This window comes from Streptomyces sp. NPDC085944 (genome assembly GCF_040686295.1).
Taxonomy (GTDB): Bacteria; Actinomycetota; Actinomycetes; order Streptomycetales; family Streptomycetaceae; genus Streptomyces; species Streptomyces salinarius.
In genome coordinates this window covers 321,649-343,246 of sequence record NZ_JBFBJX010000008.1, presented here as the reverse complement: position 1 = coordinate 343,246, position 21,598 = coordinate 321,649, and the positions used below count along the sequence as shown (strand labels likewise).

Annotated in this window: 15 protein-coding genes; 3 read left to right on the top strand and 12 right to left on the bottom strand. The window is 74.1% G+C overall.

Annotated features, from left to right (window positions below; genetic code table 11):
• The first annotated feature begins 23 nt into the window (after window positions 1–23).
• Together AB0P07_RS18785 and AB0P07_RS18780 are read left to right on the top strand one after the other, a co-directional pair.
• A complete protein-coding gene (locus AB0P07_RS18785) occupies window positions 24–995 on the top strand; it encodes a 3-hydroxyacyl-CoA dehydrogenase NAD-binding domain-containing protein (protein ID WP_365551937.1) in 972 nt (323 codons plus the stop codon).
• Window positions 992–1,486 (top strand): thioesterase family protein, encoded by a 495-nt coding sequence (locus AB0P07_RS18780; protein ID WP_365551935.1) that lies wholly within the window; start codon window positions 992–994, stop codon window positions 1,484–1,486. Before AB0P07_RS18785 ends, AB0P07_RS18780 begins: the two co-directional genes overlap by 4 nt.
• 88 nt (window positions 1,487–1,574) lie before the next feature.
• On the opposite strand, the gene AB0P07_RS18775 is transcribed toward AB0P07_RS18780, so the two are convergent.
• The 3 genes from AB0P07_RS18775 to AB0P07_RS18765 form a co-directional block, all read right to left on the bottom strand.
• Window positions 1,575–4,715 carry an FAD-linked oxidase C-terminal domain-containing protein gene (locus AB0P07_RS18775; protein ID WP_365551934.1) on the bottom strand — a complete coding sequence of 1,047 codons (3,141 nt, stop codon included), beginning with the start codon at window positions 4,713–4,715 and terminating at the stop codon, window positions 1,575–1,577.
• A gap of 34 nt (window positions 4,716–4,749) precedes the next feature.
• A complete protein-coding gene (locus tag AB0P07_RS18770) occupies window positions 4,750–5,925 on the bottom strand; it encodes an enolase C-terminal domain-like protein (protein ID WP_365551932.1) in 1,176 nt (391 codons plus the stop codon).
• A gap of 325 nt (window positions 5,926–6,250) precedes the next feature.
• Window positions 6,251–8,125 carry an ABC transporter ATP-binding protein gene (locus tag AB0P07_RS18765; protein WP_365551930.1) on the bottom strand — a complete coding sequence of 625 codons (1,875 nt, stop codon included), beginning with the start codon at window positions 8,123–8,125 and terminating at the stop codon, window positions 6,251–6,253.
• 164 nt (window positions 8,126–8,289) lie between these two features.
• On the opposite strand from AB0P07_RS18765, the gene AB0P07_RS18760 reads away from it, so the two are divergent.
• Window positions 8,290–8,970 carry a GntR family transcriptional regulator gene (locus AB0P07_RS18760; protein WP_365551928.1) on the top strand — a complete coding sequence of 227 codons (681 nt, stop codon included), beginning with the start codon at window positions 8,290–8,292 and terminating at the stop codon, window positions 8,968–8,970.
• Here the strand turns inward: AB0P07_RS18760 and AB0P07_RS18755 are convergent.
• The 9 genes from AB0P07_RS18755 to AB0P07_RS18715 form a co-directional block, all read right to left on the bottom strand.
• Window positions 8,960–9,961, bottom strand: a complete 1,002-nt coding sequence (locus AB0P07_RS18755) for a proline racemase family protein (protein WP_365551926.1) — start codon at window positions 9,959–9,961, stop codon at window positions 8,960–8,962. The genes AB0P07_RS18760 and AB0P07_RS18755 overlap by 11 nt on opposite strands.
• A 2-nt stretch (window positions 9,962–9,963) precedes the next feature.
• Window positions 9,964–10,860, bottom strand: a complete 897-nt coding sequence (locus AB0P07_RS18750; RefSeq protein WP_365551924.1) for a dihydrodipicolinate synthase family protein — start codon at window positions 10,858–10,860, stop codon at window positions 9,964–9,966.
• On the bottom strand, window positions 10,857–12,449 hold the full coding sequence (locus AB0P07_RS18745) for an NAD(P)/FAD-dependent oxidoreductase (RefSeq protein WP_365551922.1): 1,593 nt from the start codon (window positions 12,447–12,449) through the stop codon (window positions 10,857–10,859). Before AB0P07_RS18745 ends, AB0P07_RS18750 begins: the two co-directional genes overlap by 4 nt.
• On the bottom strand, window positions 12,442–12,696 hold the full coding sequence (locus AB0P07_RS18740; RefSeq protein WP_365551921.1) for a (2Fe-2S)-binding protein: 255 nt from the start codon (window positions 12,694–12,696) through the stop codon (window positions 12,442–12,444). The genes AB0P07_RS18745 and AB0P07_RS18740 overlap by 8 nt, the downstream gene beginning before the upstream one ends.
• A complete protein-coding gene (locus tag AB0P07_RS18735) occupies window positions 12,693–13,892 on the bottom strand; it encodes an FAD-dependent oxidoreductase (protein ID WP_365551919.1) in 1,200 nt (399 codons plus the stop codon). Before AB0P07_RS18735 ends, AB0P07_RS18740 begins: the two co-directional genes overlap by 4 nt.
• Before the next feature lie 128 nt (window positions 13,893–14,020).
• A complete protein-coding gene (locus tag AB0P07_RS18730) occupies window positions 14,021–16,564 on the bottom strand; it encodes an SWIM zinc finger family protein (RefSeq protein ID WP_365551917.1) in 2,544 nt (847 codons plus the stop codon).
• Window positions 16,564–19,629 (bottom strand): DEAD/DEAH box helicase, encoded by a 3,066-nt coding sequence (locus AB0P07_RS18725; protein ID WP_365551916.1) that lies wholly within the window; start codon window positions 19,627–19,629, stop codon window positions 16,564–16,566. The genes AB0P07_RS18730 and AB0P07_RS18725 overlap by 1 nt, the downstream gene beginning before the upstream one ends.
• Before the next feature lie 102 nt (window positions 19,630–19,731).
• Window positions 19,732–20,313 (bottom strand): sugar kinase, encoded by a 582-nt coding sequence (locus AB0P07_RS18720; protein ID WP_365551914.1) that lies wholly within the window; start codon window positions 20,311–20,313, stop codon window positions 19,732–19,734.
• Complete coding sequence (locus AB0P07_RS18715) at window positions 20,310–21,458, bottom strand: ROK family glucokinase (RefSeq protein ID WP_365551912.1); 1,149 nt, start codon at window positions 21,456–21,458, stop codon at window positions 20,310–20,312. The genes AB0P07_RS18720 and AB0P07_RS18715 overlap by 4 nt, the downstream gene beginning before the upstream one ends.
• Between the last annotated feature and the right edge of the window lie 140 nt (window positions 21,459–21,598).

Here is a 21,598-nt window from a genome sequence, read left to right as displayed (position 1 = left end):
GACACGACGAAGGACTGCCTCCCGTGAACGCACACGAGACGACCCCGCCCGAAAACGTCCGTCGCGTCGCCTGTGTCGGCGCCGGGGTCATCGGCGGCGGCTGGGTCGCCCACTTCCTGGCGCGCGGCTACGACGTGACCGCCTGGGACCCCGCACCCGACGCCGAGCGCAAGCTGCGCCGCCTGGTGGACGCGGCCTGGCCGGCGCTCACCTCGCTCGGTCCCGCCGAGGGCGCCTCGGCCGATCGGCTGACCGTGGCCGACACCCTCGAAGAGGCCGTGGCCGACGCCGAGTTCGTACAGGAAAGCGCGCCCGAGAAGCTCGATCTCAAGCGCGACCTGCTGGCCCGCCTGGACGCGGCGACGCCGCCCGGCGTGGTCATCGCCTCCTCCACCTCCGGCTATCCGATGACCGACATGCAGACATCGGCGGCGGACCCCTCGCGCCTGGTCGTCGGGCACCCGTTCAACCCGCCCTACCTCGTCCCGCTCGTCGAGGTGGTCGGCGGCGAGCGCACCGACGCGAAGGCGGTCGCCTGGGCCGCCCGCTTCTACGAGGTGGCGGGCAAGTCCGTCATCACGATGGACAACGAGGTGCCGGGTTTCATCGCGAACCGCCTCCAGGAGGCCCTGTGGCGCGAGGCGCTGCACATGGTCGCCTCCGGCGAGGCGACGGTCCGGGACATCGACCTGTCGATCACCGAGGGCCCCGGGCTGCGCTGGGCGGTGATGGGGCCGATGCTGACCTTCGCGCTCGCGGGCGGCGAGGGCGGCATGGCGCACATGCTGGACCACTTCGGCCCGTCCCTGAAGTCGCCGTGGACGCGCCTGGAAGCGCCCGAGCTGGACAAGGAGTTGTACGACGCCGTGGTGGCCGGGTGCGACGAGGCGGCCGACGGCCGCTCCATCGCGGACCTGGTGGCCGAACGCGACCGGGGCGTCATCGACGTACTGCGCGCCACCGGCCGTCTGAACCGCGGGGAGGGTGCCCGATGACGGATCTCCCGACGGCGACGCTCCCTCTGTTCTGCAGCACCGTCCGCCCGGAGTGGATCGACTACAACGGCCACATGAGCGAGGCCTTCTACGTCCTCGTCTTCGGCCACGCCACGGACGCGCTGATGATCGAGGCGGGCCTGGACTCCGGCTACCGCGAGTCCACGGGCTGCTCCCTCTACACCGTGGAGTCCCACATCCGCTATCTCCGGGACGTGCCCGAGGGCGTCCATCTCGCCGTTCGTACGCGCGTGTTGGGCGCGGCGGCCCGCAAGGCGCGCTTCGTGCACGAGATGTACGTGGTTCCCGGGCCGGGGTCGGATCCGGCGCCCGAAGCGGCCCCGGTGGCGACGACCGAACTGCTCGCGGTCCACGTCGACCGGCAGGCGGGCCGGGCCACCGAGCTTCCGGAGCCGGTCCGGCGCCGCTTCACGGAGCTGACCGAGCCGGCCCCGGACTGGGCCGGCCGCTCCATCGCCGCCGTGGTCTGACGCGGGCCGGGGCCCGGCGTGGTGCCGGGACCCGGCACCACGAGGCCGTCGGACGCGGGCCGGTTTCCGGGTCGGACACGGGCCGGTTTCAGGAGCGTGCCGCGCGGACGCCGACCGCGGCGACGGCCGCGGCCAGGGCCACGGCGGCCGAGACCCGCAGGGCGCGGGTGCGCCACGGCGGAGCCGGACGGGCCGGGGCGGCGCTCACGGCACCGTCGGACGTGGCGCGTGCGCCCTGTTCGCGGGCCAGTTTCATGATCTCGGCGAGGTGCAGGGCCTCGCGGCCGGTGCCGGCGTCCTTGATCTGTGTCTTGCAGGAGAAGCCGTCGGCGACGACGACACGGTCGTCCTCGGTGTCGCGGACCGCGGGCAGGAGGGCCTGTTCACCGCAGTCCACGGAGATGTCGTACTTGCCGGACTCGAAGCCCCAGGACCCGGCCAGCCCGCAGCAGCCTCCCTGCAGGTCCTCCACTTCGAGGCCCATGCCCTCCAGGAGTTGCCGGTCGGCGCTCATGCCGCCGGTGGCCCGCTGATGGCAGTGGCCCCACAGGAGTGCCTTGCCCTCCAGGGCGGGCGGCTTGATCCCGTAGGTCTGGAAGAACTCGGCGAAGTGCAGGGCGTTGCGGGTCAGGCGCTTGGCGTCGTCGTCGTGCGGGAGCAGCTTGGGCAGCTCGTCCTTGAAGACCGCGAGGCAGCTCGGTTCCATGCCCACGACGGGCGTGCCGGCGCGCAGTTCGGGCCGCAGGATGTCCAGGACCCGGTGGAGGTAGCGTTCGGCCTCGTCCAGGAAGCCGTAGTCGTACAGGGGGCGTCCGCAGCAGATGTGCTGTTCGGGCATGACGACGCGCCAGCCGGCCGCCTCGATGGCCTCGACGCAGGCCACGCCGACCTGGGTGTGGAAGTAGTTGTTGAAGGTGTCGGGGAAGAGGACTACGGGCCGTCCGGTCGGGTTGGTGGTGCCGCCGCGCCGGGTGAACCACTCCTGGAGGGTCATCGGCGCGAAGCTGGGCAGCGGGCGCTTGCGGTCGATGCCGGCGACCAGTTTGGCCAGCTGCGACAGGCCGGGTGTCTGGGTGGCGATGTTGGCGATCTCGGGGATGTGGGAGGCGAGGCGGGCGGCCCGGTCGATGTAGCCGAAGGCGTAGGCGTGCCGGGGGCGCCACCGCTTGGCCGACTTGTAGTGGTGGTGCAGGAACTCCGCCTTGTAGGTGGGCATGTCGACGTTGACGGGGCAGTCGTTGGTGCAGCCCTTGCAGGCCAGGCAGAGGTCGAGGGCCTCCTTGACCTCGTGGGACTGCCAGCCGTCGGTGACGACGTCGCCCTTGAGCATTTCGTACAGCATGCGGGCGCGGCCGCGGGTGGTGTGCTTCTCCTCGCGGGTCACCTGGAAACTGGGGCACATCGTCGTCTCGGCCTGCGGGACGCGGCACTTGCCGATGCCGACGCAGCGCAGGGTGGCGTGCGCGAAGTCGCCGCCGTCCTCCGGGTAGGCGAACTTCAGGGGAATGCGCGGCGGGTTGTAGTCGGTGCCGAGCTTGAGGTTCTCGTCCATCCGGTAGGGGTCGACGACCTTGCCGGGGTTCATCTTGGCCCGCGGGTCCCACACGGCCTTGAACTCGCGCATGGCCTGGAGCAGTTCGGCGCCGTACTGCTTCTCCAGGAGTTCGCCGCGCTGCTGTCCGTCGCCGTGCTCGCCGGAGACCGACCCGCCGAGCGAGACGACCAGGTCGGCGGCGTCCTCCATGAACGCCCGGTAGGTGGCGAGGCCGTCGGCGGTGCGCAGGTCGAAGCTGAGCCGGGAGTGGATGCAGCCCTGGCCGAAGTGGCCGTACATGGCGCCCCTGATGTCGTGCCGGTCCATGACCCGGCGCAGCTTGCGCACGTACTCGCCGATGCGGTCCGGCGGAACGGCGGAGTCCTCCCAGCCGGGCCAGTGGTCCTTGCCGTCGGGCGGGAACGCGGTGGAGCCGAGGCCGCTCTCCCGGATCGCCCACAGGTGTTCGCTGGTGCCGCCCTCCTGGGTGCTCCTGGCCAGGCGGATGCGGTCGCGGGCGTAGCCCTTGTCGCCGGTGAGCCACTCGATGAACGCGTCGGCCCGGCCGGCGGACTCCTCCCGGGTGTCCGCGCCGAACTGGACGACGAGCCAGGCGCCGCCGCCCAGGCGCGGCAGTTCCTTGATGTCCTCCACGTGCATGTTCTGTTCCTGCTGGTCCCGGATGAGTTCGTCGTCCAGGGCCTCCAGGCCGATCGGGCGCCAGCGTTCGACGATCTCCTCGCAGTGTTCGGCGGCGTCGGCGAGGTCGTCGTACTCCACCACCACGGTGGTGCGCTCCAGCAGCGCGGGGGTGAGCTTGAGGACGGCCCTGAGGACCGTGGCGCAGGTGCTCTCGGTGCCCACCAGGGCGCGTGCGACGTTGAAGCCGCGCTCCGGCAGCAGTTCGTCGAGGTTGTAGCCGGAGACGCGGCGCGGGACCTGCTTCTCGGAGTGGAAGCGGGCCCGGACGGTGTCGGCGTACTTGTCGCGCAGGTCGCGCAGTCCCGCGTAGATCTCGCCCTTGCGGCCGCCCGCGGCGATGATCTCGTCGAGGTGTTCCTCCTCGTTCACGCCGATCCAGAAGCGGGCGCCGTCGTAGGTGACGACCTCCAGGGCCTCGACGTTGTCGCTCGTGCGCGGGCCGGGGCCGTACAGCTGCGACTGGACCGAGTGGATGCCGCAGGAGTTGTTGCCGAGGTTGCCGCCGATGGCGCACCGGGAGTGGGTGGACGGGTCGGGTCCGAAGATCAGGCCCTGTTCGCCGGTGTACCGGTTGAGGACTTCGTTGATGACGCCGGTCTCGCACGTCACCAGGCGGCGGTCCACGTCGAGTTCACCGATGGCCGTCAGGTACTTGGAGTGGTCGATGACGACGGCCTCGTTGACGGTCTCGCCGGACAGGCTGGTGCCGCCGCCGCGGTTGAGGACCGGGGCGTCGAAGCGGTGGCAGATCTTGTGCACCGCTTCGACGTCGTCCAGGGTGCGCGGGACGACGACACCGATCGGCACCTGCCGGAAGTTCGACGCGTCCTGCGCGTACAGGCCGAGTGAGCCGGTGTCGAAGCGGACCTCGCCGTCGACCGCCTTGCGCAGGGCGCGTTCCAGTTTCCCGACGTCGATGGTCTGCCGGGCACGCGGCGGTCCCGCGATGTCGACGTCGGTCTTGGTGGGTACGTCGCGCGTTGCCTTTGCCATCGGGTGTCGGATCTCCTCGTGGTACGGGGGCTGGTCAGGACGGGCGGGTGCCGTGGACGCGATAGGGCTCCGCGTCGGCCCACTTGACGTCGAGACCGAGTCCCGGCCGGCCGGTGTCGGGGCGCAGGGCGCCGTCCTCGGGCGACAGGGTGCCGTCGAACAGCAGGTGCTCGACGCGCAGGTGGTCGTGGAAGTACTCCAGGTGCCGCAGTCGGCGTACGGCGCAGAAGGCGTGGGCGGAGATCGCCGGGGCGCAGTGCGCGGACAGGTCCAGGTGCCGGACGGCCGACAGTCCGGCGATCTCCAGGACGCCGGTGATGCCGCCGCAGCGGGTGACGTCGGCCTGGAGGCAGTCGACGGCCGGGCCGGCGGGGCCCTCGGTGAGGTTGGCGAAGTCCTGGGCGGTGAAGGCGTACTCCCCCGCGGCGATCTCCAGCCGCGCCGGTCCCCGCTCGCGCAGCATCCGCAGCCCTTCCAGGTCCGCGGAGCTGACGGGTTCCTCGAACCAGCGCACGTCCCATTCCTCGTGGAAGCGCCGCGCCCAGTACAGGGCGTCCTTGCGGCCGAGCGCGCCGTTGGCGTCGGCGAACAGTTCCGGTGCGGTGCCGATCGCCTCGCGTACGGCGGTGAGGCGTTCGGCGTCGTGCTCGGGCCGGCGCGAGGTCTTCAGCTTCACGCGGGGGATGCCCTGAGCGATCCAGCCGGTGAGCTGCTCGGTGAGCCGGTCCAGGGAGTAGTTGGTGAAGCCGCCGCTGCCGTAGACGGGCACCCGGTCGTGGTGGGCGGGCAGCAGGTGGACCAGGGGCAGGTCCAGCAGCCGTGCCTTGAGGTCCCACAGCGCCACGTCGACGGCCGACAGGGCCATGGCCCCGACGCCGGGACGGCCCGCGTTGCGCATCTGCGCGGCCGTCCGCCGGCTCAGCGCCGCCGGCGCGGCCACGCTCGCGCCCTCGATCACCGGGGCCAGCTTCGACTGCGCGAACACGGCGGCCGAGACGTCGCCGTAGGTGTAGCCGATGCCGGTCCGGCCGCCGGCGTGCACCCGGACGAGGACGAGCGTCGTGGAGTCCCACTCCAGGGTGCCGTCCTGCTCCTTGCCGTCGGGGCCGTCGGTGGGCACCTCGAAGGCGTGCACGTCGACCGCGTCGACCGTGCACGCGTCCAACGGCGTGGGGCCGCCCTCGTCCGGCGGTGTCGAGCCGCTGCGCATCAGTGGCGTCCGGTGAGTTCGTTGCTGCCGTCACCCGGACAGCCGTACATCCGCTTGACGCCCCGCTCGGTCAGGCGCTGGAGGACGAAGTCGGCGGCTTGGGTCATGCGGCTCTCCTGGGCAGGCGGGAAGAACACTCATGGAGTGCCTTCCCGGAACGCCGGTAAACCGGACGACGGTCACTCATTGGGTCGAGTCGGGCACCGCGCCGGCCGCGCTGCAGCCGCCGGCCGGCGCGGCGGGCGCCACGGTCGTGCCCCGGCGTTCCCGGTCTCCGTCCCGGCCGGTCAGGCGTCCGGGTGACGGTGCGCGCCCCGAGTGCCCGTCATGCCACCGGAACCGGGTCGGCCGGTCCGTGCGGGTCGCCGGGGTCGGCCTCGGGGGCGGGGTGCCCGGTGGGCGAGTCGGCGCTCTCGCCGAGGAAGCCGCCCGACTGGTGCTGCCACAGCCGGGCGTAGGCACCGTCCGTCGCGAGCAGTTTCTCGTGGCTGCCCTGCTCGACGACGCGTCCGCGGTCGAGGACGACGAGGCGGTCCATTCCGGCGACGGTGCTCAGCCGGTGGGCGACCACCAGGGCCGTACGTCCGTCCATCAGCCGCCACAGGGCGTCCTGGACGAGGATCTCGCTCTCCGAGTCCAGCGCGCTGGTCGCCTCGTCGAGCAGGAGGATCGGGGCGTCGCGCAGGATGGCCCGGGCGAGGGCGACGCGCTGGCGCTGGCCGCCCGACAGTTTCACGCCCCGCTCCCCCACCAGGGTGGCGAAGCCGTCGGGCAGCTGGTGGGCGAACTCGGTGACGTGGGCGGCCGCGGCGGCCGCGTGGATCTCCTCGTCGGTGGCACCGGGCCGGGCGAAGGCGATGTTGTCCCGCAGGCTGCGGTGGAACATGGCGGGTTCCTGCGGGACGTAGGCGATCAGTGAGCGCAGGTCGGTCTGGCGCAGCCGGCTGATGTCCTGGCCGCCGATCAGGATGCGGCCGTGGTCGATGTCCGACATCCGCAGCAGGAGCCGGGTGAGCGTGGTCTTGCCGCCGCCGGACCTGCCGACGAGGCCGATCCGTGCGCCCGCGGGCACGTCCAGGTCGAGTCCCCGGAAGATCGGCTCGGCGCCCGTGTGGGCGAAGGTGACCGCCTCGAAGCGGACGCCGGTGTCCTTGGGCGCGAGCGGTTCGGGCTCGTCGGCGTCCAGCACGGTGGGCGGGTCGAGGAGCAGCTCCGTGAACTGCGCGGCCTCGGTCATCGAGCTCTCCAGCCGCCGGTAGATCTGGTTGAACTCGAACATGATCTGGGTGGCGTTGGAGTAGTAGGTGAAGGCGACGACGACCTCCTCCACGCCCTGGCCCGGGCCGCCGAGGGCGAGGGCGACCACCAGGCCCAGCACGTTGGTCAGGACGGACAGGGGGGCGATCAGGGTGTCGACGCGCAGGTTGCCGTAGTCCCACGACTTCAGCGTGAGGCGCCGGGACTCCGCGACCCGGCTGCGGTGTTCGGCCCCCTCCCGGCGCTCGGCCGCGAAGGCGCGGACGGTCTCCATGTTCATGAGACTGTCGGCGACATGGCCGGAGACCCGGGCGATCGCCGCTTCCCGGTCGTTGACGAGCCGTTGTCTGCGCCGGATCAGCGGGGTCGCGGCCGCCACGGTCAGCGCGATCATCGCGAACAGGCCGACGACCAGCATCGGTTCGTAGCTCCACAGCACCGCGGCCCCGAACACCAGCGGGACGAGGCTGCCCACGATGCGGTACGTCAGTGTGTCGACGAAGTCCTCGAAGCGCTTGCCGTAGCCGAGCACCCGCTTGGTCAGGGAGCCGGCGAAGTTGTCGTGGAAGAACGCGGCGTCCTTGGCGAGGAGTTCGTCCATGCCGCGCACGTAGAGGTGCTCCATGCCGAGCGCGTCCACGCGGTTCAGGCAGTGCTGCCCGATCCGCCAGACGGCCTCGGCGAGCAGCAGCGTCACGCCGAAGCCCAGCACGTACGGCAGTGCCGGGCCGAGGGCGAGTCCGCCGCCGTCGGCCGCCTGCCCGGCCAACTTGGCGATCAGCAGCGGCGCGACGTAGCGGATGCCGATGTTGCCGACGGCCGGCAGCAGCAGCGCGGGCAGGGCGAGTCGTCGTTGTCGCAGTAGTTCCCGGCCGTAGTGGCGCAGCGCCAGGACGACCGCGCTCCTGCCCGGTGCCTGCCCTCGCGTGTCTGTGGTCCCCATCACACTCCCGGTGGTTCGGAAGTCGGAAGTCTCCCGTCGGACCAGGCGCGCAGTCCAGGCATTTACCGCGGACCGTCGATAACCGGACATCGTGCGGCCCGTGGTGGGCGCAACGTGACATTGTATGGTGAGGCGCCATTGGCCGGCCGGACGCAGGAGCACGGATGCCGCATCTCAAGTCCCGGGCGATCTCCGTCCAGACCCATCTGCGCGACCAGGTCGCCGACGCGCTCCGGGCCGCCCTCATCGCCGGCGATCTGCGTCCCGGTGTCGTCTACTCCGCTCCCTCCCTGGCCGCCGAACTCGGCGTCTCCGCCACTCCGGTGCGCGAGGCCATGCTGGACCTGGCCAGGGAGGGGCTGGTCGAGGCGGTGCGCAACAAGGGGTTTCGCATCACGGAGATGACCGAGCGGGACCTGGACGAGTTCACCGAGCTGCGGACCCTGATCGAGGTTCCCACCGTGGGACGCGTCGCCGCGACCGCGACCGCCGAGCAACTGGAGGCCCTCCGGCCGCTGGCGCTGCAGATCGTCACCGCGGCCCGGGAGCACGACGTCCTCGCGTACCTCGAAGCCGACCACCGCTTCCACCTCGCGCTGCTGGGCCTGGCCGGCAACCGGCATCTCGTGGAGGTGGTCGCCGACCTGCGCAAGCGCTCCCGCCTGTTCGGGCTGGGGAGCCTCAACGAGGCGGGGCGGCTGGTCGCTTCGGCCCAGGAGCACGTCGACCTGCTGGATCTGATGGTGGCCGGCCGCGGTGCCGAGGCCGAGGAGTGCATGCGCCGCCATCTCACACACGTCCGCACGCTGTGGGCGGACGGCACCGCTCCGTCCGTCAGAGGGTGAACCCGGCCGGGTAGGGGTCCGCGGGGTCGAGCAGGTACTGCGCGGTGCCGGTGATCCAGGCGCGGCCGGTGACGGACGGGAGGACGGCCGGGCGGTCACCGACGATCGTCTCGCCGAGGATCCGGCCGACGAACCGGGAGCCGATGAACGACTCGTTGACGAAGTCCCGGCCGGCCGGTAGCAGGCCGCGGGCGTGCAGCTGTGCCATCCGGGCGCTGGTGCCCGTGCCGCAGGGCGATCTGTCGAACCATCCCGGGTGGATCGCCATGGCATGCCGTGAGTGCTCCGCGGTGGATCCGGGGGCCTCGAGGTAGACGTGGTGGCACACGTCGATCTCCGGATTCTCCGGGTGGGACACCGGGTTCTGCTTGTTGATCGCGTCCATGACGGCCAGTCCCGCGTCGAGCAGCCGCTGCTTGTGCGCCCGTTCGAAGGGGATGCCGAGGTCGTCGGTGCGGACGAAGGCGTAGAAGTTGCCGCCGTAGGCGATGTCGTAGCGCACCCGGCCGTGGCCGGGGACGTCGACGACCTGGTCGAGTGCGTGGCAGTAGGACGCCACGTTCTCCAGGGTGACCGACTCGGCGTGGCCGTCGCGCACCCGCACCCGGGCCGTGACGAGTCCGGCCGGTGTGTCGAGCCGTACCAGGGTCTCCGGTTCGGCCACCTCCACCATGCCGGTCTCGACGAGGACCGTGGCGACCCCGATGGTGCCGTGCCCGCACATCGGCAGACAGCCGGAGACCTCGACGAAGAGCACGCCGTAGTCGGCGTCCGGGCGGGTGGGCGGCTGCAGGATCGCCCCGGACATCGAGGCGTGTCCGCGTGGTTCGCACATGAGCAGGGTGCGCAGGTCGTCGCGTTCCGCGACGAACCGCTGCCGTCGCTCGAACATCGTCGCACCGGGGAGGACGCCCACCCCGCCGGTGATCACGCGGGTGGGCATGCCCTCGGTGTGCGAGTCGACGGCGTGGTAGCAGACCGTCGAGCGCATCGTCAGTTCACCCCCGCGTCGATCAGGGCCTGGGTGGCGGCGCGTACGACGGCCTCCGTCTCCGGAGCCAGCGGCTGCCGCGGCGGGCGGCACACACCACCGCGTCGGCCGGTCAGCTCCTGGCCGAGCTTGATGGCCTGGACGAACTCCGTCCTGCTGTCCCACCGCAGCACCGGGTGCAGCCGACGGTAGAGCGGCAGTGCCGTCTCCAGGTCGCCCGCGACCGACGCCTCGTACAGGGCGAGGCAGGCCCGGGGGAAGACCTGTGGGTACCCGGCGACCCAGCCCTTGGCTCCCGCCAGGGCGACCTCCAGCACGGTGTCGTCGGTGCCGATCACGAGGTCGAGGCCGGGGGCCAGCTCGGCGATCTCGTAGCAGCGCCGGACGTCGCCGGAGAACTCCTTGACGCCCACGACGAACCCTTCGGCGTGCAGCTTGGCCAGCAGGTCGGGGCGCAGGTCCACCTTGGTGTCGATGGGGTTGTTGTACGCGGTGACGGGCAGGCCCACCGAGGCCACCGTCTCGAAGTGTTCCAGCACGGCGCGGTCGTCGGCGCGGTAGGTGTTGGGCGGCAGGCACATCACCGCCTGGCAGCCCGCGTCCTTGGCGAACTGCGCGTGCCGCCTGGCCTCCGCGCCGCCGTAGGCGCCGACGCCCGGCATGACGGTGAACCCGGCGGGCGCGTGGGCGACGGCGGTCTCGACGACGCGGTCGCGCTCCTCGTACGTGAGGGTCTGGTACTCGCCGAGCGATCCGTTGGGCGCGACGCCGTGCATGCCCTGCTCGGCGAGGTGGGCGACGCTCTCGCCGTAGGCGCCGAAGTCGACCGAGAGATCGTCGTGGAACGGCAGGCTGGTCGCGACGATGACGCCGTGCCAGGGCTTGCGGGTCTCGCTCATGAACACTCCTTGTCGGTTGCGCCGTTGACCGTTGGTCCCGACGGTGCGGGCGGTGCCGTGGGGGGCAGGGGTGTCGCGGGGGCCTGCGGTGTCGCGGGAGTCTGGGGTGTCGCGGGAGTCCGGGGTGTCGCGGGGGTATGGGGTGTCGCGGGAGCCCGGGGTGGGGCTCCTTCGTCGAGGTCGGCGAGGGCGCCGAGGGTGACGGGCGTCGCGACGAGCCGTTCCGCGGGCTCGTAGGCCCGCTCCGGTGCCGTGAGGCAGTGCACGGCGGGTCCGCACATCCGGCCCTGGCACCAGCCCATGCCGGCCCGGGTCAGCTGCTTGACCTGCCGGTGGTCGTGGGCGCCGTTCGCGCGGGCGGTCCGGACCGCTCCGGCGGTCACCTCCTCGCAGCGGCACACGACGGTATCGTCGGTGAGCCACGAGGACCACGCGGCAGGGATCGGGTGGGCCAGCGCCATCGCCCGGGCGAAGGCGCGTTGCCGGGCCACCGCCGAACGCACCGCCGCCGGGCGCCTGTTCACCCGTAGGTGGCCGGCGCCGGCACCGGAGTCGGTGAGGACCGACCGCGCGGCCAGTCGGCCCTCGTTCACGGCGAGCGCCGCCCCGCCCACACCGCAGGTCTCCCCCGCGGTGTAGAGACCGGGGACGGTGGTGCGCTGCCCCGCGTCGACCACGGCCACCGCGTTGCCGTCCGCCGAGTCCGTGAGGGCGCAGCCGAGGGGGACGAGCAGGTCGAGCTGGGGTGTGAAGCCCCAGCCGACGCCGACGGCGTCGACCTCGACGCGTCGTTCGGTTCCCGGGCGAGGGCTGCCGTCCGGCGTGAGCGAGGCGATGCGCACCGACGTCACGCGTTCGCCGCCTTCAGCGGCGACGATCGCCGTGCGCGGGCGGACCGGGACGCGGTGGCGGGCGAGCGCGGCGGCGTATCCGGCTCCCTCGGCCCACTTGGCGGGGTCGCGCAGCAGCGGACCGGGACGGCGCAGCCAGGCACTCGGGTGGGCCGCCTCGCACACCGCGACGACCTCGGCGCCGCGCGCGGCGAGACCGGCGGCGACCGGCAGCAGGAACGGACCGGTGCCGCCCAGCACCACCCTGCTCCCGGCCGCCACGCCGCCACCCTTGAGCAGCGCCTGCAGGCCGCCGACGGTCAGGACTGCGGGCAGGTCCCAGCCGGGGAAGGGCAGTTGACGGTCGTAGGCACCGGTGGCCACGAGGAGCCTCGGCGCGCGCAGGACGCCCGCGGTCTCCCGGGGCGCGGCGCGGCGGTCGACCACGTGGACGGCGAATCCGTCACCCTCGCGGACGGCGGACCAGGCGTGGTGTTCCAGGCGCAGGTCGAGCCGGCCCGCCGTCCGGTGCGCCGTCAACGCCCGGCACAGGGCGCGGTATTCGCGCAACCCGTGGTGCAGGTCGTCGGTCGGGAGGGCCGCTCGCCCGTGCTCCGGCGGGTGCCGCCAGTACTGTCCGCCGAGGGCGGTCCCGGAGTCGACCAGTACGACGCGCAGTCCGCCGGCCAGTGCGGTGGCGGTCGCGGCCATGCCCGCCGGGCCCGCGCCCACGACGACGAGGTCCGCCGGCTCACTCATCGTCGTCCTCCCGCGTCGTGACGGTCATGCCGGGCCGGGCCGGCACCAGGCAGGCGCGCTGCCCGCCGGTTCCGTCGACCGTGACGAGGCAGTCGAAGCAGACGCCGATGCCGCAGAAGACGCCCCGTGGGCGGCGTCCGACGCGAGTGGTGCGCCAGGCGACCCGACCCGCGGCCACGAGCGCCGCGGCGACGGTCTGTCCCTCGGTGAACGGCAGGGGGGCGCCGTCGACGACGATCTCGCTCACTGGAGCGCACCTCCGGGGCTGAGGAAGCGGTCGGGGAGAAGAGCGGTGTGCGCGGCCGGGTCGGCGCCGCGCCAGGGGCGGCCGAGCAGGTGGGCCGTCACCAGCGCGCCGGTCGCGGGGGCGAGGCCGATGCCCGCGCCCTCGTGACCGCAGGCGTGGACGACGCCCGGCACGCGCGGGTCGGGGCCGACGACCGGCAGGTGATCAGGGCAGTACGGCCGGAAGCCGCGGTAGGTGCGCATCAGGTGGACACCGCGCAGGAAGGGGAAGAGCCGGCACGCCTGCGCGGCGAGCCGTGCGACCACGGCGGGGTTCGGCGTGGTGTCGAAGCCGACGCGTTCCCTGCTGGCGCCGACGAGGATCGTGCCGCCGCGCGTGCCCTCGACGACGCACGAGGTCTCCAGTCCGGTGTCGGACGAAGCGACATGGGCGACGTAGTCCGCGGAGTAGACCTTGCGCCGGACCATCGGCGGCAACGGCTGCGTCACCAGGACGAAGCCGCGGCGCGGCAGCACCTCGACGGGTGCTCCGAGCCGCCGTCCGACCTCGCCGCCCCAGGTCCCGGCGGCGTTGACGACGGCGTCGGCGGGCAGCACGTCACCGGCGGTCGTCCGGACGCCGGTGATCCGGCCGCCGGTCGACCGGTCCCCGGGGGTTCGGCCGCCGTCCCGGGCGGTTACGGCGGACGCGACCTCGCCGGTGCGGAAGCGGGCGCCGTGCTCTACGGCGGCTCGCAGCAGCGCGGCCGCCGCCAGCACCGGCTGCACCTGCGCGTCCTGCGGGTAGTGGACGCCGCCGGGGATCCCGGGCGCGAGGTGGGGTTCGAGGTCCCGCACCCGGTCGACCGGCTCGACGCGGACACCGGCCGCCTCCTGCCGGGCGGCGAACTCGCCGAGCGCGGCGAGGCCTTCGGCGGTGCTCGCGACGACCAGGCCGCCCTTGGGCTCGAGTTCGAGGCAGTCGGGACCGAGCTCCTTGCCCGCCTCGTCCCACAGGGTGCGGCTCAGCTGGGCCAGGGCGAGCTCGGGGCCGGGTTCCTTGTCGGAGAGGAGGACGTTGCCCTCGCCGCGGCTCGTCGTCCCGGCGCCCACCGGCCCGCGGTCGACGACCGTGACGTCCATGCCCGCCGAGGCGGCGTGGAAGGCGCAGGCGGCTCCGACGACTCCCGCACCCACGACGACGATCTTCAGGGTCAACGGCCCTCCTCCGAGTGCCACGAGCCGACAGCGTCGATCACCAGCACCCGCGCTGTGCAATGTCACATGCCATGAGTGAGGCTATACATCCCGCCGGTGGAAGACAACGCCCTCTTCGTGCCCGGGAGTCAGAGGTCGACTCGGGTGCCCAGGCCGGTCAGGGCGCCGACCGGGTCGAGGTCGGGGGTGCCGCGCGGCCACCAGTCCTCGCGGCCGGGCTCGGACTCGTAGGCGTACCAGAGGCCTGTCCGGCCGAGTCTGAGCTGGACATGGCCCCGGGGGTGGGTGAGGCGGTTGCGCCAGGGGCGGAAGGCGGGGAGGTCGGCGGCGAGCAGCAGGGGGCGGGCGCGGTCGAAACGCCCGGCCGGCGGGTCCCAGGGATCCTCCAGGACGTCGAGGCCCTCGGGTCCGCCCTGCCGCCAGGCGGCGACGGCGCGCGCCAGCTCCGCCGTGTCGCGCCCGGCGGCCGAGGCGAGGGAGGCGTAGAGCGCGCGAGTGCCCGCGGTGAGGCCGGAGCCCGGGCGTGCCGCCGCCAGGCGGACGGCGTCCTGCCACAGCGTCAGCCCGCCGACCGGGTCGCGCCCGGTGGTGAGCAGGGCGTGGGCGCGGACGGCGGCGTCGGTGGCGAGCTGGTCCAGCGCGAACGGGTCCGGGCCGCCCGGGGCGGCCGGGTAGGCCGGCGGCTGTTCCGGGTGCGGGGGCGCGGGCAGCGGCGCCGGGAGGGGCGGCAGGACGCGCCGGGCAAGGGCTTCCCCGGCGCGGACGCCGGGCAGGGGCGCCGGTCCGCGCTCCTGGGCGGCGCGGGCCGCGCGGGCGGCGTTGCGCCGGGACAGGGCGTCGAGCAGCGCGCGTTCGCCCCGGCCGCGCAGCAGGAGGAGCACGAAGGGGTCGGCGTCGAGCAGACGTGCCGTCTGGTAGCAGAGGGCGGCGGCGTGTTTGCAGGGGTGCCCGGAGTCGGGGCAGCTGCACTGCGGGGTGAGGTCGCCGGGGCCGGGGAGCAGCGGGACGCCGCGGTCCGCCAGGTCGGCCAGGGAGTGGGGCAGTTCCTTGTCGAGGAGGGCGGCGATGTGCCCGGGCCGTTCGACGGCGGCGTCCAGGAACCGGTCCCAGTCGGCGTCGGCGAGTGTCCGCAGCCGCACCTGCACGCGGTACGGCCGGGCGCGGCTGCCCTGTACGTAGGCGAGGACCAGCCCGGGGGTCACGGTGATGGCGTCCACGCGCCCCCGCTCGGCGTATCCGCGCCCGCGCTCCAGCCGCGCGGGGTCCAGGGCGCCCTCTTCCAGCGCGGTCACCCACGCGTTCCCCCACCAGGTCCCGGCGAGGCCCTCGTCCGCGGCATCCCTGGGAGCGAGCGCGGGGAAGGTGCGCCGGAGTTCGCCGTCGCGGCCCGGGGCCCCCATCGAGCGGGGTGCACGACGTCGCGCGGGCGGTGCGGAGTGGGCGGCGTCGGCGTCCCGGTCACGCCTGGCCGACGGCTGCTGCGGACGCTTCGGCCGTTCCGGCCGCTCGCGGTCGGGTGCCGAGCCTTCGGGGCGCGGTGCGTACCCGGCGCGTGGCGGGATGGCGGCAGGCTCGGCACCGGACCCGTTGACTGGACCGCCGCCGGGGGGCGGGGCGGACTCGGGGGACCGAGCGGACCCGGGGGGCGGGGCGGGCTCGGGGGACCGAGCGGACCCGGGGGGCAGGGCGGGCTCGGGGGGCAGAGCGGGCTCGGGGGGCGGGGCAGGCTCGGGGGGCGGGGCAGGCTCGGGGGACCGAGCGGACTCGGGGGGCGGGGCGGGCTCAGGGGACCGAGCGGACTCGGGGGGCGGGGCGGGCTCAGGGGACCGAGCGGACTCGGGGGACCGAACGGACTCGGGGGACGAGGCCGCTGCCCGGCCCTCCCCGGAGGCCGCGGGACCGGGGCCGGTGGCACGGTCCACGCCGGACGACGAGGCCGCCTCTGGCGACGGGAGCGCCGCCCGCACTGCGCGGGAGGTCCGACCGGCACGCTTGTCGGCAGGCAGGCTCTCTCCGGTCTCCCCGGCCGACGAGGTCTCCTCGGGCGGGTCCGCCTCCGAGGGGAGTCGGAAGGCGTCCGCGACGAAGTCCCGAACGGCACGTGCGCGGACGTCGGCGGTGCCCGCCCCGCCCGCCCGCCGCTGACGGCCGGCCGGGCGGGGCGCCCGCCGTGCATGCGCGGCGCTCTCGGACGCCGCGGCCGCCTTGGCCTGCCGACGCGCCGCCCGCAGCGCCTCCCGCGCCACATCAGCGGGACGGCTGTCGTCTCCGTCCGCGGCACCGGAGCGGGAGGCTTCGTCGGGAGCGGTCGGCGTGGTCGCGTCGTCGGACCGGTCCCCTGCCTCGCCCCGCCGTGCCGGCTCTCCGGACTCCGTCACCTCTGCCCGATTCGACCGATGTGACGGCGTGTCAGAGGCGTGCCCGGGGTCGTGCGCCTCCGCATGCCGTGCCCTGCGCAAGGCGGCGCGGGCGGCGTCCCCGGCGCGTGGCTCGACGGGCTCAGGGGGCTTCCCGCCCGGGGCGCCCTCCTGGCCCTGCGCCGGCGCCGACGGTGCCGACGGTGCCGACGCCGGTGTCGCCGGCCCGTGCTCCCCGCCCGCGCCCGTTCCCTCGCCGCGCTCGCGTGCCTCCCGCAGGGCGCGGCGGGCCTCGTCGGCGGGACCGGGGGTCATCACGGCCTCCGCAGGGTGACGAGGTCGGACAGTTCACGTGCCGTCAGCTCGGTGAGGGCCGACTCGCCGGAGCCGAGGATCGCGTCGGCCAGGGCCCGCTTGGACTGGAGCATCTCGGCGATGCGGTCCTCGACCGTGCCCTCGGTGATGAGCCGGTGGACCTGGACCGGCTGGGTCTGGCCGATGCGGTAGGCGCGGTCGGTCGCCTGTTCCTCCACCGCCGGGTTCCACCAGCGGTCGAAGTGCACGACATGACCGGCGCGGGTGAGGTTCAGGCCGGTGCCGGCGGCCTTCAGGGACAGGACGAGGACGGGGGTCGCCCCGCTCTGGAAGCGGTCCACCATCCGCTCGCGCTCCGGCACCGGCGTGCCTCCGTGCAGCAGGTCGACCGGGACCGCGCGGGCGGTCAGGTGCGCGGTGACGAGGCGGGCCATGCCGACGTACTGCGTGAAGACCAGTGCCGAGCCGTCCTCGGCGAGCACCGTGTCCAGCAGCTCGTCCAGCAGGGCGAGCTTGCCCGAGCGGGCGGTCATCCGGTCGGCCCCGCCCGGGGGGTGCTCCTCCCTCAGGAACAGCGCGGGGTGGTCGCAGATCTGCTTCAGCGAGGTCAGCAGCTTGAGCACGAGGCCGCGGCGGCCCATGCCCTCGGCCTCCTCGATGGCGAGCATCGACTCGCGCACCACCGCCTCGTAGAGCGCGGCCTGTTCGCGGGTGAGCGGGACGGGGTGGTCCGTCTCGGTCTTCGGCGGCAGCTCGGGGACGATGCCCGGGTCGGACTTCCTGCGGCGCAGCAGGAAGGGGCGGATGAGGCGGGCGAGGCGCTCCACCGCCTGGTCGTCCTCGCCGTTCTCCACCGCGCGCGCGTGCCGGGCGCGGAAGGACTTCAGGGGGCCGAGCAGCCCGGGGGTGGTCCAGTCGAGCAGCGCCCACAGCTCGGAGAGGTTGTTCTCCACGGGGGTGCCGGTCAGCGCCACCCGCGCCGGGGACGGGATCGTACGCAGGGCCTTCGCCGTCGCCGAGTACGGGTTCTTCACGTGCTGGGCCTCGTCCGCGACGACCATGCCCCAGGGGTGCCCGGCCAGAGTCGTGGCGGCGGATCGCATCGTGCCGTAGGTGGTGAGGACGAAGCCGCCGGTCAGGTCGTCGAGGGTGCGGTCGGGTCCGTGGAAGCGGCGGACGGGGACACCGGGCGCGAAACGCTCGATCTCCCGCTGCCAGTTGCCCAGGAGGGAGGCCGGGCAGACGACGAGGGTCGGTTCGGCGCGGGCCCGTTTCAGATGCAGGGCGATGACGGTGACGGTCTTGCCGAGGCCCATGTCGTCGGCGAGGCAGCCGCCGAGGCCGAGCGAGGTCATGAGGTCGAGCCAGCCCAGACCGCGCAGTTGGTAGTCGCGCAGGGTGGCGTGCAGGCCGGGAGGTGGTGCGGCGGGGCGCACGCCGGCGGTGAGCCGGTCGCGCAGGGCGGCCAGCGCGCCGACGGGCACCACGTCGACCGTTTCGCCGTCGGCCTCGGCGCTGCCGGTGAGGGCGACGGAGAGGGCGTCGACGGGGTCGAGCAGGCCCAGGTCGCGTTTACGGGCGCGGCGGACGAGCGAGGGGTCGACCAGCACCCACCGGTCGCGGAGCCGGACGACCGGGCGGTGGGCCTCCGCCAGGGTGTCCATCTCGGCCTCGGTGAGCGGGTCGCCGCCGATCGCGAGCTGCCAGCGGAACTGGAGCAGGTCCTCGCTCTCGAAGAAGCCCGTGCCGTCGGTCGCCGAACCGGGCGCGGTCCTGACCACGGCGGTCGCGGTGAGGTCCTGGGCCAGGTCGCGGGGCCAGTGCACGGCGACGCCCGCGGCGGCGAGCCGGCCCGCCGCCACGCCCAGGAGGTCGGTGACCTCCTCTTCGGACAGGGCGAGGACGTCGGGGACGTCCTGTTCGGTGAGCCGGTCCAGCGGCGGCCAGACCCGCGCCGCGCGGCGCACCGCGAGGGCGGCGTCCACGCGCGCGCGGGCGCCGAACGACGCGTCGGCCGCCCCCGCCCACAGGTCCGCGGCGTCTGCGACGAGCGTGGGGTCGGCGAGGCTGTGCACCTGGACGATCGCCGCGCCCGCGTTGCGCACACCGACGCTGCCGCCGCCTTCCGTGCCCGCGCCCCCGTCCCCGTCGTGGTCGAACAGGTCGTACGCCGACAGGTCGAGGCGGAGCGAGATCCGCACGCCCGCGTCCATGCCCGCGGCGACCTCGGCGGCCCAGTCGTGGGCGTCGGGCAGGTGCTGGGCCCCGCGGGCGGCGAACGGGCGGCCGGAGGCGTGGGACGCGGCCGGAGTGCGGGGGAGGGTGTCGGCGACCGCGTCGAGGAAGGCGCGGATCAGCGCTTCCGGCTCCGGGATCCGGATCGGTCCCGGGCCGTCGAGGGGGACCGCGTGGCCCTCGGGGGGCAGGGCGGCGGCCACGGCCCGCAGGTGCGCGATGTCGTCGGGGTCGAGCGGGCCGGCCCGCCAGGCGTCGTGCCCGGTCGCGGTCAGGCCCGGCAGCAGCCGTCCGCGCGCGGTCAGCCGCAGGGCGTGCAGGGCCGCCGCGCCCCAGCAGGCGGTGGCGGGGTGGGCGGCCGGGTCGTGCCGGGCGCGCACCAGGAGGGGCAGCGCCTCGGCGAGCGGCAGGGACACCGCGGGAGTGGTCCTGCGGCGCACCCCGGCGCCGTGCGGCCGCACTACGGTCAGCTCCGCGCCCCGGCCGCCCGGCCGCGCTCCGGCGCCGGTGACCGCCGCGGCCTGCGCGCCGTCCCCCGCCTGCGTGTCCCCGGCCGGACCGCTCCCGGGATGCGTGCCGACGGCACCTGCCCCGGGCGCCGGGGCGACGCCGCCGTCGGCGTCGTGGGCGGGGACCGGGCCGGTGACGGGCCCGCCGTCCGGGTCCCAGAAGGCGATCCGGCCCTCGCGCGGGAGGGATGCGGGCAGGAAGACGGCCGCGAGCCGGACGGGGACGGACGCCGCCGCGTGTCGCGTCGCCTCCCCCGGCTCCGCCGTCCGCTCCCCCGCTCGTCCGGGAGCCGTGGTGTCCGTCACGGCCGTGTCGCTCATACGTCCTGTCACCTCCCGCCCGTCGGCCCGATCAGATGTCTTCGACTCTACGGGCGGGGTCTGACAATCGGCTCCGACGGCCGCCGCCGGGCCCGGGCGACCCTACGGAACGGTGTGCGAGACGACGTAGACCATCGGGTAGTCCGGGTTTTCCATGTTCACGACGACGTCCTGGGTCGGCGCCGGGTTCTCCTGCTCGTTGACGACGCCCCACCAGGAACCGGACCCGCCGAACTCCCAGCCGGTGACCCGCTGGGCGCGGTCGCTGATCGCGATCCTGTCCTTCTTCAGCGCGTCCCGGTCGACGCCCAGCCCCGCCAGGAAGACGTCGAGACCCGCGTTCGTGGTCTCGAACTGGACGTAGAGCCGGCTGGTCTTCCAGTTGTTCGTCTCGTAGTACGCGACCTCGTCGGACGGGACCGGGACGGGCACCTCGTAGATGCGGCGCTGCAGCTTGGACGGCCAGCCGTCGGTCATGCCGGTCGCCGCGTACTTCGCCTCCTTGTCCCGGCCGCTGTCCCGGCTCTGGCCGGCGGAGATCGCGAGGTAGCCGGCCGGGACGCCGATGAGCAGCACGATGATGAGCAGCGTGAGCGCACGGCGGCGGATCATGTGCCGGCGGTCCTCGGGCGGCGGCCCGGGCTCCTTCGGGGACGCCGCCCGCTGCGGCAGGGTCTCCGTCACAGCGACTCCCGGGACGAGCGGCGGGCCTCGGCGTACCGTTCGTAGCGCTCGTAGCGCTCCACCCGGCGCCGCTTGGCCCGGCGGAAGCGGCGGGCGACCAGCCGGGCCAGGTCGGCGGCGCCCACCATGCCGGCCTCGGGGCCGAGCTGGGCGCGGACGATGCGGGCCTCGGGGCGGTAGCCGCGACCGGTGAGCTGACGCTTGAAGGCGTCGCGCGCGGGGCCGATCAGCAGGTCGTCGGCGGCGCTGACCCCGCCGCCGATCACGAAGCAGGACGGGTCGAGGGCCGCGGCGAGGTTGGCGATGCCGACGCCGAGCCACTGCCCGATGTCCTGGAGCAGCTCGACGCACATCGCGTCGCCCTCGCGGGCCAGCTCGGTGATCATCGGGCCGGTGATGTCGCCGATGCTGCCCTTGACGTGCTCGATGATCCCGTACGCCACCGGCGAGTCGGCGGCGGCCAGCTCGCGGGCCTCCCTGACCAGGGCGTTCCCCGAGCTGTACTGCTCCCAGCAGCCGCGGTTGCCGCACGGGCAGCGGTGGCCGCCTGGGACGACCTGCATGTGCCCGAACTCGCCGGCGACGCCGTACTTGCCGCGCTTGACCTGCCCGTCCTCCAGGATCGCGCCGCCGATGCCGGTGCCGAGGGTGATCATGACCAGGTGGTCCTCGCCGCGGCCGGCGCCGAAGCGCCACTCGGCCCAGGCGGCGGAGTTGGCGTCGTTGTCCACCAGGACGGGGACGGCCAGGCGGCCGGCGAGGCGGTCGCGCAGCGGTTCGTTGCGCCAGGACAGGTGGGGGGCGAACAGGACGCGGTTGCGGTCGGCGTCGACCCAGCCGGCCGCGCCGATGCCGACGGCGTGCACGTCGTGCCGGTCGGAGAGGTCCAGGACCAGCTCGACGATGGTGTCCTCGACGACCTTCGGGCTCTTGGACTTGTCCGGGGTCTCCGTGCGGAGCCTCTCCAGGATGTTGCCGTCGGCGTCGACGACGCCCGCCATGACTTTCGTGCCGCCGATGTCGATGCCGACCGTGGGCACGCGGGGTGCCGTGAGGTGCGAGCGGCGTTCCCTCGTGCCCACGGTGCGCAGGACCGGGGCGCGGCGGGATCCGATGGGGGCGGTGAAGTCGCGGTAGGTGCTCATCGGGTGCGATTGTGCCGCACGGGGGTGCCGGGTGCCGAATGGAAAGGGGGTGGGTGGAGCGGTTCGTTGCCGGCTGCCGGTACGTCGTGGCTGGTCGCACCCACGCGGCGGAGGCCGCACATCGACGCAGCCCCGCGCCC

What these genes read in the sequence shown, in the direction of transcription:
- AB0P07_RS18780 (WP_365551935.1), top strand. Translation starts at nt 992, where the DNA reads ATGACGGATCTCCCGACGGCGACGCTCCCTCTGTTCTGCAGCACCGTC.
- AB0P07_RS18775 (WP_365551934.1), bottom strand. Translation starts at nt 4,715, where the DNA reads ATGGCAAAGGCAACGCGCGACGTACCCACCAAGACCGACGTCGACATC.
- AB0P07_RS18770 (WP_365551932.1), bottom strand. Translation starts at nt 5,925, where the DNA reads ATGCGCAGCGGCTCGACACCGCCGGACGAGGGCGGCCCCACGCCGTTG.
- AB0P07_RS18765 (WP_365551930.1), bottom strand. Translation starts at nt 8,125, where the DNA reads ATGGGGACCACAGACACGCGAGGGCAGGCACCGGGCAGGAGCGCGGTC.
- AB0P07_RS18760 (WP_365551928.1), top strand. Translation starts at nt 8,290, where the DNA reads ATGCCGCATCTCAAGTCCCGGGCGATCTCCGTCCAGACCCATCTGCGC.
- AB0P07_RS18755 (WP_365551926.1), bottom strand. Translation starts at nt 9,961, where the DNA reads ATGCGCTCGACGGTCTGCTACCACGCCGTCGACTCGCACACCGAGGGC.
- AB0P07_RS18750 (WP_365551924.1), bottom strand. Translation starts at nt 10,860, where the DNA reads ATGAGCGAGACCCGCAAGCCCTGGCACGGCGTCATCGTCGCGACCAGC.
- AB0P07_RS18745 (WP_365551922.1), bottom strand. Translation starts at nt 12,449, where the DNA reads ATGAGTGAGCCGGCGGACCTCGTCGTCGTGGGCGCGGGCCCGGCGGGC.
- AB0P07_RS18730 (WP_365551917.1), bottom strand. Translation starts at nt 16,564, where the DNA reads ATGACCCCCGGTCCCGCCGACGAGGCCCGCCGCGCCCTGCGGGAGGCA.
- AB0P07_RS18725 (WP_365551916.1), bottom strand. Translation starts at nt 19,629, where the DNA reads ATGAGCGACACGGCCGTGACGGACACCACGGCTCCCGGACGAGCGGGG.
- AB0P07_RS18715 (WP_365551912.1), bottom strand. Translation starts at nt 21,458, where the DNA reads ATGAGCACCTACCGCGACTTCACCGCCCCCATCGGATCCCGCCGCGCC.